This is a genomic window from Rhizobium sp. R634, assembly GCF_002211305.1.
In the GTDB taxonomy this organism is placed as follows: domain Bacteria; phylum Pseudomonadota; class Alphaproteobacteria; order Rhizobiales; family Rhizobiaceae; genus Rhizobium.
In genome coordinates this window covers 110,015-121,442 of sequence record NZ_LOKW01000010.1, presented here as the reverse complement: position 1 = coordinate 121,442, position 11,428 = coordinate 110,015, and the positions used below count along the sequence as shown (strand labels likewise).

The 11,428-nt window shown below is 64.2% G+C and carries 13 protein-coding genes and 1 pseudogene; 6 read left to right on the top strand and 8 right to left on the bottom strand.

Going from position 1 to position 11,428, the window contains the following annotated elements:
- Positions 1 to 259: 259 nt before the first annotated feature.
- A pseudogene (locus tag ATY77_RS13700) lies at positions 260 to 639 on the top strand (GNAT family N-acetyltransferase); the annotation flags it as partial.
- Between the two features lie 10 nt (positions 640 to 649).
- On the opposite strand, the gene ATY77_RS13695 reads toward ATY77_RS13700, so the two are convergent.
- A complete protein-coding gene (locus ATY77_RS13695; RefSeq protein WP_088687777.1) occupies positions 650 to 1,348 on the bottom strand; it encodes a hypothetical protein in 699 nt (232 codons plus the stop codon).
- A gap of 121 nt (positions 1,349 to 1,469) precedes the next feature.
- Entirely contained in the window at positions 1,470 to 2,192 is a 723-nt protein-coding gene (locus tag ATY77_RS13690; protein ID WP_088687776.1) for an SOS response-associated peptidase, read from the bottom strand.
- 156 nt (positions 2,193 to 2,348) lie between these two features.
- Between ATY77_RS13690 and ATY77_RS13685 the strand changes: the two genes are divergently transcribed.
- The 4 genes from ATY77_RS13685 to dusA all read left to right on the top strand — a co-directional run bounded on the left by ATY77_RS13685 (position 2,349) and on the right by dusA (position 5,283).
- A complete protein-coding gene (locus ATY77_RS13685; RefSeq protein WP_088687775.1) occupies positions 2,349 to 2,735 on the top strand; it encodes a GNAT family N-acetyltransferase in 387 nt (128 codons plus the stop codon).
- Positions 2,736 to 2,847: 112 nt separating this feature from the next.
- Complete coding sequence (locus ATY77_RS13680; protein WP_088687774.1) at positions 2,848 to 3,315, top strand: DUF3828 domain-containing protein; 468 nt, start codon at positions 2,848 to 2,850, stop codon at positions 3,313 to 3,315.
- 577 nt (positions 3,316 to 3,892) lie between these two features.
- On the top strand, positions 3,893 to 4,105 hold the full coding sequence (locus ATY77_RS13675) for a cold-shock protein (RefSeq protein WP_003540801.1): 213 nt from the start codon (positions 3,893 to 3,895) through the stop codon (positions 4,103 to 4,105).
- 179 nt (positions 4,106 to 4,284) lie between these two features.
- Complete coding sequence (dusA, locus tag ATY77_RS13670; protein WP_088687773.1) at positions 4,285 to 5,283, top strand: tRNA dihydrouridine(20/20a) synthase DusA; 999 nt, start codon at positions 4,285 to 4,287, stop codon at positions 5,281 to 5,283.
- Positions 5,284 to 5,913: 630 nt separating this feature from the next.
- On the opposite strand, the gene ATY77_RS13665 is transcribed toward dusA, so the two are convergent.
- The 6 genes from ATY77_RS13665 to ATY77_RS13640 form a co-directional block, all read right to left on the bottom strand.
- Entirely contained in the window at positions 5,914 to 6,714 is an 801-nt protein-coding gene (locus ATY77_RS13665; RefSeq protein WP_190237630.1) for a glycosyl hydrolase 108 family protein, read from the bottom strand.
- 234 nt (positions 6,715 to 6,948) lie between these two features.
- On the bottom strand, positions 6,949 to 8,379 hold the full coding sequence (locus tag ATY77_RS13660; protein WP_088687771.1) for a virulence-associated E family protein: 1,431 nt from the start codon (positions 8,377 to 8,379) through the stop codon (positions 6,949 to 6,951).
- Between the two features lie 17 nt (positions 8,380 to 8,396).
- Positions 8,397 to 9,281: a CHC2 zinc finger domain-containing protein gene (locus ATY77_RS13655; protein WP_088687770.1), complete on the bottom strand. Its 885-nt coding sequence runs from the start codon at positions 9,279 to 9,281 to the stop codon at positions 8,397 to 8,399.
- 86 nt (positions 9,282 to 9,367) lie between these two features.
- On the bottom strand, positions 9,368 to 9,832 hold the full coding sequence (locus ATY77_RS13650) for a hypothetical protein (RefSeq protein WP_245314341.1): 465 nt from the start codon (positions 9,830 to 9,832) through the stop codon (positions 9,368 to 9,370).
- 94 nt (positions 9,833 to 9,926) lie between these two features.
- Positions 9,927 to 10,139, bottom strand: a complete 213-nt coding sequence (locus ATY77_RS13645) for a hypothetical protein (protein ID WP_088673575.1) — start codon at positions 10,137 to 10,139, stop codon at positions 9,927 to 9,929.
- Positions 10,136 to 10,369 carry a hypothetical protein gene (locus ATY77_RS13640; RefSeq protein WP_088687769.1) on the bottom strand — a complete coding sequence of 78 codons (234 nt, stop codon included), beginning with the start codon at positions 10,367 to 10,369 and terminating at the stop codon, positions 10,136 to 10,138. The genes ATY77_RS13645 and ATY77_RS13640 overlap by 4 nt, the downstream gene beginning before the upstream one ends.
- A 362-nt stretch (positions 10,370 to 10,731) precedes the next feature.
- On the opposite strand from ATY77_RS13640, the gene ATY77_RS13635 reads away from it, so the two are divergent.
- Complete coding sequence (locus ATY77_RS13635; RefSeq protein WP_088687768.1) at positions 10,732 to 11,352, top strand: helix-turn-helix transcriptional regulator; 621 nt, start codon at positions 10,732 to 10,734, stop codon at positions 11,350 to 11,352.
- Positions 11,353 to 11,428 lie beyond the last annotated feature (76 nt).

The following is an 11,428-nucleotide window of genomic DNA, read 5'->3' as shown; positions in this document are numbered from 1 at the left end:
AACCCAAACGTCTGGCCCTCACCGCCCTCATGCGCAAGATCATCACCATCGCAAACGCCCGCGTCAGAGACGCCTTGCGACAGAAAAACGAAATAATGCCAATCTCTGCATAACTGACTTGGTGACGGAGGAGAAGTAGATGACCTCATGTCAAGGCAGAGAGGAGTTTGCCCGCCGCAGCGATGAAACCTATTGCGAAGTGACCGCAATCGGCAGAAAAACCCAGCAAGCACGGCGACAATCAAACCGGTCCCCACTCATGCCCGAACTCCGCATCGACCCCTTCCCCTCGCCCGCCGAACTCACCACGCTCTGGTCCGCCGCCTGGAACACCCCTGCCGCACCTGACTTCTCCCACATCATGCCCGCAGCCTCGCACATATCGGCGCCTATCACGACGGCCGCCTCGTCGGCTTCGTCAACGTCGCCTGGGACGGCGGCATTCATGCCTTCCTTCTCGACACCCGCGTTCATCCCGAGATGCGCCGGCAGGGCATCGCCACGCAACTGGTCAGGGAAGCCATGCGGATTGCCCGCGAGCGCGGCGCCGAATGGCTGCATGTGGATTTAGAGCCGCACCTGACGTTCTTCTATCGCGCCTACGGCTTCCGCCCCACCGAGGCCGGCCTTATCAAGCTGGCCTACCACATCACGCACCACCAATCCTCTCCACACCCCTCACCAGCGCAAAATAAATCCGCTCCACCCGACACGCCGCGCTCCTCGCGCTCGCCTCGTACCCTGCCGCCGGCCAGCCGCGCCTGGGGCTCCCGTCGGCTGTGACCAGCCAGTACCAGCGCTCCTCATATCCCGTCAGTTCGATCTTGAAGATCCGCCCCATGCAGGCATCGCCGTGGAAGCCGATGAAATCGTCGCCGGGTTTTTCCTTCCAGGCGTGGCGCCATTTGCCCCTCGGTGTCTCACCGCTGAGGATCATCTCCCAGCTCTTCCAGCCATTATAGTCGGACTTGGCCGTCAGGGAGCCGTCATAGGGCTTCCGGTCGATCGTCAGGCAGGCTTCCAGAAACTCCGCCACGAGATCGCAGAGGCTTCGCCACGCCTCGTCACTGCGCCGTGTCAGGCTGTAGGCAAGCTCATCGGAAACATTCCTCAGGGCTGCCGCGACGGCGGAGGCGACGCCCTCCTTGCTCGCCGGTTCGCCGCGCAGGCTGATGCAGAGATAGGTGCAGAGAAATTCCGCCGTATCCCGCGCGATCGGTTCGATGATGTGAAGATTGCGGCGCTTGCCGATATCATAGCCGCCGAAATCCGGGATGCGGCGCTGTGACTGTTTGCGCAGGGCATTGTTGAGGAACGACCTCAGGAGCGTTCCAATATCGTCTTGCATGCGTTGTCCTCTCCTCGTGAGGATGTGTTTGCCGCATGGTTTCGTGAATGGCTCCCGCCCGAGCCGGTGAATGGCAGAGGATTCCGGACGCAAGGCCGCCGCCGCCATGGCCGGAATTGCTCTAGATCAGCGTCGGTTCGGGATCGTCCTCGACTTCTTCGATGATGTCGGGCCTGTCGTTCTTCGGCGAGCCGACATCCCGGCCGATCTTCCACATCGTCATCAGTTCGGCCGGGAAAGGCTTCATCAGATCGTGCGGATCCGGCTCGGGAGACAGCCAGCGCTCGTAATTCTCGCGATGCAGGATGACGGGCATCCGGTCGTGGATGTCGGCCATCATTTCGTTCGGCTCGCAGGTGACGATGGCGAAGTTGCGGATCGACACGCCGTTCGCGTCCTTCCACGTCTCCCAGATGCCGGCGAGCGCGAAGGCCGATCCGTCCTGCATTGCGATGGCATAGGGCTGCTTGTTCCGGCCGGTGCCATGAATATCCTTCCATTCGAAGAAGCCGTTGATCGGCACAAGACAGCGGCGCGAGCGGTAGGCGGCGCGGGAGAGGCCGTTGGAGCCGATCCCCTCGCAGCGGATGTTGACCGGCGGCGGCCGCCCGCCCGGCTTGGCCCAGGAGGGCATCAGGCCCCAGCGGGCGACCGCGAAGATCGGGCCCGATATATCGGGTTCGCGCACGATATCCCTGATGATAACGGGATAATCCTGCGACGGCGCGCCGTTCCAGCGGGGAAAGCGATTTCCAAGTCCGTCTATGTCCCCGCCCTTCACCGCGAAGGGAAAATTGCTGATCAGCTCGTCAAGCGATGTCTTGACGAAGATGCGTCCGCACATGGCTCTCTCCGCAGCCGAATATTAGATGTTCTGATTATGTTCTGTGGCGGGACCGAGTCAACAGCGCCTCAGTTGTGCCCTTGCGGGAATGCGCCTGGGCATGTTTCCTCGTGCGGCAAGCCTCCATTGACGTGCGACACCAACTGGAAGACCACCATGCCCGAACTCCGCATCGACCCCTTCCCCTCGCCCGCCGAGCTCAACACCCTCTGGTCCGCCGCCTGGAACACCCCCAACACACCGGACTTCTCCCGCATCCTGCCCCGCAGCCTCGCCCATATCGGCGCCTATCACGACAACAGTCTCGTCGGCTTCGTCAATGTCGCCTGGGATGGCGGCATTCATGCCTTCCTTCTCGACACCTGCGTTCACCCCGACATGCGCCGTCAGGGCATCGCGACGCGGCTGGTCAGGGAGGCCACGCGGATTGCCCGCGAGCGCGGCGCCGAATGGCTGCATGTCGATTTCGAGCCCCACTTGGCGTCCTTTTATCGCGCCTGCGGCTTCCGGCCCACCGAGGCCGGCCTCATCAAGCTGGCCTGAGGCCTGCCCGTCATTGATCGGCAACAACTCGCCCCAGCTTAAGCCCGAAAAATGCCGCTCCACCTGCCCGCGCGACTCCGGTATGAATAATCTCTCGCAAGGAGGAGCCCGCATGCGCCTGTCCAGCACTATCCTCGGCCTCGCCCTCTCGGCGCTCATCGCCTCGCCCGCTTTCTCCGAGACCTACAAGAGCCCGAAGGCGCTGCTGCGGGCGCTCTACAGCTTCGATGCCGCAAGCGCCGATGACGACGGCCCCTCGCCCTATTCCGCTTTCTTCTCCGACCACCTGAACGGGCTGCTGCAGCAGGATCTCGAAAACACGCCGGAGGGCGAAGTCGGCGCACTCGATTTCAATCCCGTCATATCAGGCCAGGATGGCGAGGCGAGCGACGTCGAGATCGGCCAGCCGATCCTCATGGACGACCGCGCCGAGGTCGAGGTCGAGTTCCGCAACGGCGAAAAGGTGACGCTCTATTACACGCTGGTCAGGGAACACGGCGGCTGGAAAGTCGACGACATCGCCAACCAGCAGGGCGATGCGCCCTGGAGCCTCGGCGCGTTGCTTGGCGACGACAGGTAGGCAACCGCCGCCGACGCTGCCCTGCGCCCGAGCGCAACGGGCGCTTCATCCCAGCGAGGATGGCCGCTCTGAGCAGCGCGGCCAAGGGCGAATCAAGCTTCGCTCGACACCCGCCCGCAGCGGCAAACTCGCCTTCAATGCGACTATCTTTCCACATCAACCACTTCTGAGGGAATCCGAGCCGGCGCCCAAAATCCGCCGCTTGCACCATTTCGGCACCCAATCCCGATATGGCACAGGCATGCAAGCAGTCGCTAACTTTTCGTCAAGTAACTGAATCTTCGGCATTTCCTGTCACAATAACCACCATGCCACAATAAATCCGCTTGCTTTTTGCCCGAAATGCTGGCACGAATTCACCCACTCGGGCATTTGCATGCCGGTGACTGGACTGATTGGCAATCCCTTCCCTTCCGGAAGGGGGCGCGGGAACACCCGCCTGCGTAGACGTTCTTTCCCCGTACGTGACTTCTCCGACTGACCCTTCGTCCCAACCCCAATCAGGACGAAAGCTAAAGCCGTCCGCTTCCTCTCGGGGGCGCGGATAACCACAGACTAAGGGAAAAGGACTATCCCAATGGCCACCAAGGGCACCGTAAAATTCTTCAACCAGGACAAGGGTTTTGGTTTCATCACGCCGGACGGCGGCGCAAAGGACGTTTTCGTTCACATTTCTGCGCTGCAGGCTTCTGGCATCCAGTCGCTGCGCGAAGGCCAGCAGGTCACTTTCGACACCGAGCCGGATCGCATGGGCAAGGGCCCGAAGGCCGTCAACATCTCGGCTTCTTAAGTCAGAATATCGCTTCGGCGGCAAGAACGGCGCTCCGCAAGGGGCGCCGTTTTCGTTTGTGCTTCGGCAATTTGTCGATCGCAGCGGCAAGTGTTATATGCGCGCTTGATATAACCGCCCGCGCCGCGATGACCGGCGGCTGATCCCGGCGCTACCAGACAAGGACCAATGAAATCTCGATGACGCAGAAGCCGATATTCGCGGTTGCCCCGATGATCGACTGGACAGATCGGCATTGCCGGTATTTCCACCGCCAGATCAGCCGGCAGGCGCTGCTCTATACCGAGATGGTGGTGGCCGATGCGATCATCCACGGGCCGCGCGAGCGCCTGCTCGGTCATGATGCCGCCGAGCATCCGTTGGCGCTGCAGCTCGGCGGCTCCGACCCGGCAAAACTCGCCGAGGCGGTGCGGCTCGCCGAGCCCTATGGCTATGACGAGATCAACCTCAATGTCGGCTGTCCCTCCGACCGCGTTCAGTCGGGCACCTTCGGCGCCTGCCTGATGCTCACACCGGAGACGGTGGCCGAATGCGTGGCGGCGATGAAGGCGGTCGCGACCGTGCCGGTGACAGTGAAATGCCGGATCGGCGTCGACGAGCAGGAGCCGGAAGCGGCGCTGCCCGCGCTGATCACCCGCGTGCTGGATGCCAGCGCCGACGCGATCTGGATCCATGCGCGCAAGGCCTGGCTGAAGGGCCTCAGCCCGAAGGAGAACCGCGAGATCCCGCCGCTCGACTACGAGATCGTCTATCGGATGAAACAGCGTTGGCCAGACGTCTTCATCGGCATCAACGGCGGCATCCGTACGCTCGACGAGGCCGAGGCCCACCTCGCCCATGTCGATGGCGTCATGCTCGGCCGCGCCGCCTATCAGAATGCGGCGATTCTTTCCGACGTCGACCATCGATTCTTCGGCGCGCCGGCCGCCGAGCCGGACTGGCAGGCGCTCTGCGACCGGATGATGGCCTATGCCGAACGCCACATCGCCAGCGGCGGCCGGCTGCAGCATGTCGCCCGCCACATGGTCGGCCTCTTTACCGGCCTGCCCGGCTCTCGCCGCTATCGCCAAATCCTCTCCACCGATGCCGCGAAAACCGGCGCCGGTCCGGAAGTGCTGGCGGCCGCCTTTGCCGCGGTGGATTTTTCCGGCGCTGAGCCGGAGGCCGTGAGCGCGTAGCAGATGCAGGGCCGACGCCCAAGAGAGCTTCACTTCGAATGACGAGGCCGGCGCTTGGTAGTTGATTGATGCAAGGAGTAACGCCGAGCGCGTGCTTCGAGGCTCCGCCCTGCGGGCTACGCACCTCAGCATGAGGGACGGAGGAGGATGCCGCAGCGGAAGATGCCCCAGCCGCCGCTGGTGCTGAGCAGATCCCGCCGAGGCCCAAGAGAGCCTCATCCTGAGATGCCCCGAAGGGGCCTCGAAGGACGAGGCGGGCACGCTGGATGGATGCAAGGAGCAGCGTCGAGCGCGTGCTTCGAGGCTTCGCCCTCCGGGCTACGCACCGCAGCATGAGGGAACGTTGGAGATTGCCGCGCCGTTGGCGAACACCGAGAGGATGCCGCAGCTGCCGCTGGTGCCTGAGCAGATCCGCCGACGCCCAAGAGAGCCTCATCCTGAGGCGCCCCGCAGGGGCCTCGAAGGACGAGGCGGGCACGCTGGATGGATGCAAGGAGCAGTGTCGAGCGCGTGCTTCGAGGCTTCGCCCTCCGGGCTACGCACCTCAGCATGAGGGACGGAGGAGGATGTCGCTCCCAGGATGCGATCCATAGGATCGCTCAAGGCCTATCCAAGACCGTCCCGCCCCGCTCAAGCCACCTTCGCCAGCGCCTGATAGGCCGCAGCCCGCTCCCTGTTCCGCCGCGCCTTCAGCACCAGCAAACCCGCGACCACCACAACGACCACGACAATCCCCACGATCAGCAGCCAGTTGATCTCGCCGCCGGCCGCCATGTTCGAGCCGGCGCCGCCGGTCGCGAGCGCTGTGGTTCCGCCGGCAGTGCGCCGCTGCTTCTTCGAGACCGCATCCGCCTTGGCCGCTTCCTGCGAAAGCGCCCCCTTCGGATCGGCATGCGCCGAAGCAGCAAGCCACATGGCAACGCCCCTCGCCTCGACATCCGCGACCCGCTTCGACCATCCGCCGCGGAAGGTCATCCAGGTCTTCAGCCCCTGGAGAAAACCGAGCCGCCGGGCGCAGAGTGACTGGATCGCGGCTTTGACATCGCTCGCCGCCGCCTTCTTCAGCGTCTCGCCGCCGACCACGCCATCGGCCGTCGCGCCGACCACCGCCTGCAGCGCCCTTGCCGCGCGCGCCGTGCCGGAATTGACGCCGAAATCGAATATCACCAGATCGAGACCTGCCGGCAATGCTTCGGCAGCGAGCGGCCGCCAGTAATTCCGCTGATAGATCGGCGTCACATCGGCGATCGTCAGCCGTGATATATGGAGATTGGGATAGCTCGCGGCGGCAATGCCGTACTTCGTGCCCTTCAGCGTGCCCCTGCCGACGGCGCCGCCGGTCCAATTCCCCGGATCGCGCCTGTCGCTGGTGAAGCCGCCCTCATAAGCCAGCGTGATCGGCAGGCAGGCGGACATATTTCCCTTGGCCATGACAATGTTCCCTTCGGATGAAATCGCCGCAACCATTGCCGATGAAGAGTTGTCGGGATCGAACCCTTCTGGCCATCACTTACATCAATCGTCCGCGACAAACGCCACCGCGCGGCAAGGGCCTGCCCCACGCCCGCCCGCGTGGTTCGAGACGGCCCCTGAGGCCTCCTCACCATGAGGGCTATCTCCGGCGCTTGCCGCTTCCCCCTGCCACGGCCGAAAACCCACCGGATCTTAAAACACCTGCTCCTCCTCCCCATCCCCAGCAAACGACGGATGGCGAAACACCACCCGGTCCTCCCCGCCCCTGCGGTCGCGGCTGGCAGCCCAGCCGAGTTTCTTCATGATGCGGCCGATGCGGCCGGCGTGGCGCCAGTCGGCGTCCTTGGGCGAGATGCCGAGGCTCTTCAGAATATCGAACTGCGAGACCGATCTCTGGCCCTTCAGCGTCGGCGCGATCACCTCGACCCAGACGTCGACATCCGTGCGCTTCTCCTGCTCGGCGACGACAGCCGGCTGCTCCTCCTCCTGCACCCACCAGGGCGTCTTTGCCCTGTAGAGCGCCACGGCCTCCGCCCAGAGCTGGTCGCGATCGGCGGCGATCGCCTCGATGTCGATGCGCCCGACCGTCAGCGGCCAGAAGCTTCGCCCGCCGGTCGTATCCTTGAGATAGGGATTGCCGTCGGGATTGATCGTGCCGCAGAGGCAGACGCGGCGCGGCGCCTCGATCACCGATCGGCCGTAGGGCGGACGAAAACGATCGGTTTGCTTGCGCAGGAATTTCTTCACGGCGCTGGTCTCCGAGGCGTTGAAGCGGTGCATTTCCGCGACCTCCAGGCCCCAGACGCCCTGCATCTCCATCATCGCATCCTTCGAGCCGATGTCGGAGAGTTCGTCGGTGAAGAAATCATCGCCATAGAGCATGCGCACGGCGGTGGATTTCCGCGCACCCTGCGGCCCTTCGAGGATCGGCATCGTATCGACCTTGCAGCCCGGCTGCAGCCCGCGCGCCACGCTCGATATCAGCCAGCGCATGCCGACCGTCCGGGCATAGGGCGTATCCTCGATGCCCATATAGTAGGTCAGCCAGTTGTAGAGCCGCGGCTTGCGATCCCAGACCAGCCCTTCGAGATAGTCGGTCAACCGGTCGAAGCGCGCATGTTCGGCCACCGTCTGGATCACCGGGGCGATATTGGCGACCTTCGGCGTCATGTCGTTGGCTTCCAGCCACATGACCGCCTCGCTGTAATCGCGATCCTGCAGCGCGCGCTCGCGCCAGCTGCCTTTGACCGGCTCCCAGGGCGGCCGACGCATCAAGACGACGCGCATCCTGAAAGCATCGAAGGCGAAGACGCCGGAAAGATCGGGGTGACGTTCGAGGAACAGCGCCCAGTTGCGGGTGGCGCCCGGCTTGATCCCGCCCTTTTCGCCACGCAGCAGCTCCATCTGCCAGTCATAACAGGCCATGGCTTTGCCGGCAGCCGCAGGCCGCGCCTTGCGCGCGGTCTCTACTGCCGGCGGCGTCCATGGCCGCGCCGCATCCCGGAGAAAGCCGGACAGCTCGTCCTCGGTCCAGCCGTCGGCGACGGCATCGGCCGCATCCCAGCCCTTCGGCGGCACGCGCCCGGAGAGCCAGTCGGCATGGAGATAGGGAGGGGATGGCATGAGTGCTGCGCGCCGCCTTACCGAACGACGTCGAGGACGCGGTAGCTGCAGCCGAGGCCGGTGAGGATCGCGCCGATATCGTCAGCGGCCTTCAGCCCGGATATCGCGCCCGTTTCCGGATGCGGCCGGTCGGCATCCGGCCACATCACCACGCTGCGGCCGGCAAGCGGCGACCAGTCGGCATGTTTGACGCCCTGGACGCCGCCCGGCCAAGAGATGACGGTGCGCCCGGTCGCCACCGAGAGCGCATCGCGGCACTTCTCACCCTCGACGACGAGGACCGCCCTCGCCGCGCCCAGCCTGTCGAGGCCATAGAGCGGGCGCGGCTTCGGAAAGGGAAAACGGCACCATGCCTCGCTGCCGTCAGGCAGCCGCACCCACATGACCATCGGCGTCTCCTTGCCGCCCCGGCCAAGCTCGTGGCGCAGGACATAGCCGATCAGGCCGCCATCCTGCCCGCGATAGGGAAAGACCATGGACGGCGCGAAACTGCCCCATTCGGATCGTTCGCCTCGGCGTTTCGGATTGTAGAGACGCACCGGCCTGCCGCATTCGATCAGCGCTGCAGGCGGCGCCAGCGGCTGGATGCCGACATAGGGATCGAGCGCCGTCGTCCTGACAGGCGCGGCGACCCGGCCGCCGAGCATGCCGAGCGCTTCCGCGAGATCGATACCTTTGATCTTTCTGACGAAATCGATCACGTCGCCATGTGCGCCGCAGCCGAAGCAGTGGAAGCGTTCGACATGATCCTTTCCCGGAAAGATGGTGAAGGAGGGCGTCGCCTCGGCATGGAAGGGGCAGCAGGCGACGAATTCGCGCCCTGCCCGCTTCAGCGCCACGCCATGGCGGGCCGCCACCTCGGACAGGCAGGCCTCGCGCCTGATACGTTCGACTTCGGTCATATCCGACCCCTGATCTGATCGTTGTGATCGTCACAACTTTTGGCGGAAGCAAGCTCGGGCGGTGGATTGGGCTCCGATACCCGCCGTCAGCTGCGGCGAGCGGGCGTGATCTCGCCGGCCATCACCAGCCGGTATCCCTGGCGATAGCCGACATTCTCAATGCCGATGCCGGAACCCTCCAGCCGGGTGCGCAGATGGCAGAGCGCCACCTTGAAGGCGGCATACATGCGCGTCGGCGACGGCCCGCCATCGGCATCGTCGACATACATCGCATCGAAGATCCGCTCGGTCTGCACGGGCATGCCCTTTCCGCGCCAGACCGCGCCGAGGATGCGCGCCTGAAGCGGCGTCACGCCATAACGGTCGACGACGATCTCGAGCGTGGGCGCCGCCACCGGCTGCTTGCAGCAGGGGCAGTTCATCGGCTCCATCGCCGCCGCTCCCGCTCCCTCCATGACGCGCTCTTTCCGGGCCGGTTCGACCCTCTCGCCTGACATCGGCCGCTTCAGCGCGGCCGGCACCAACCTGACTTTCCTGTCCACTGCCGTCATCGGAGTCACCATTCCTTTCCGTCTGTTCGCCGTCCCGTTCGTCCGGCCTGTCGCTTCTTCGAAAACCCTGCGTCTGCGCCGTCGGGCGGCGCGATCATGAACCGGCGACCAGCCGCCGGATCTCGTCCTCATAAGGCGCCATGCGCCGTAACCTGCGCGCCAGCGCCTGGAGCTCGCCCGCCTCCGAGCGGGTGATCGTCACGAGAGCCTCGCCGGCCGGCGCCCCGCCGCGCATCAGGCAATGGCCGACGAGACCATCGAGCAGCTCCGCCTGCCGGAGAATGCTCCGTGACGCCCGCCCGCTCATCGCCGCTCCGGCATCATCTCATCGGCCGAAAGCGCGATGCCGCGCTCGCGCGCCACTTTCATGAGGAGCAGCTGGTCACGGCCGCTGATCAGCCCATCGTCATCGCCGAGCGCCCTGCTGATCTTCGAGCGATGGCGGCCCATCGCTCGCGCCAGTTCCGCGGCGGAAAGGCCAATTTTCTCGTGAACTTTCCGCCATGGCGTCCTGCCGTCCTTACCGAGCCTTTGCACGTGCGCTCCCCGGTTGATGCGATAACAGCAACATATAATGCGATATCAGCACCGTCAAGCCTTCCCGAACAGAAGATGGGATTTTATTCCGAATGAAAGGCTCACCAAAATTTCAAATCAGCCATAAAAGGAATATTTTCCTCTTCGATATTGACTCCGGAGGCGAATGTCAATTATCTAGGTTGCAGAACGAAGGAGAAACAACGGGAAGCCCAAATCGGCTGGGACGGCCATGGTGCCGCCGGCCCAATCCCTCAATCATGCAGTTAACGCAACGTGATGCAGCGATGCCGCATCTGCTTGCCGTTCGTTGCGAAATCTGCAACAACTCGGTTCCGCCAAATGATGTTTGAGGAACCGGGATGACCGAAATCGATAAGAAGTGGTTTTTCCAGAAGCTGGACGAACGGCAGAAATCTGTCAGGAGCCTTGCGCGGCATCTCAGCATAGATCCTTCCGCCGCGTCGCGCATGCTGTCTGGCACGCGGAGAATGAAGATGGAAGAAGCAAACCAGATTGCGTTGTTCCTGGGCGTTTCGCTCTCGGACGTTCTCAATCATGCCGGCGTTTCGATCGAGCCTGACGGCACCCCCACCCGCATCCTGCTGGCGGCTGTTATCAACGAGGCGGGCTCGGTCGAGCGGCTGAAGGAGCCGCGCCCGCTGCCGCAGACCGTCATCGACCGCGCCAAGGCGGCCGTCCGCGATCTCGTCGACGGCCAGGTCATCGCCGCCCAGGTGCGCGCAGCCTCCGGCCCGCTGTCGATCTGGGACGACGCGGTGATCCTCTTCGGCCATACCGACGAGGTCGAGACGGCGGCGATCGGCGTCCTCTCCATCTGCCGCACCCGCAACGGCGATCAGATCATGGCCAAGGTCGAGCGCGCGAGAAAGACCGGCGAAGCCCGCATCCAGACGGCATCCGGCGCCACCGAGGAAACCCTGCTCGACACCGCCACCCCCGTCCTCGCGGTCATTCCGTAAGGCGGTTGCACACACGATATCGGGGCTGCATCGGATACCACCAATCCGCCTCGTCCTTCGAGGCCCCTCAAGATGA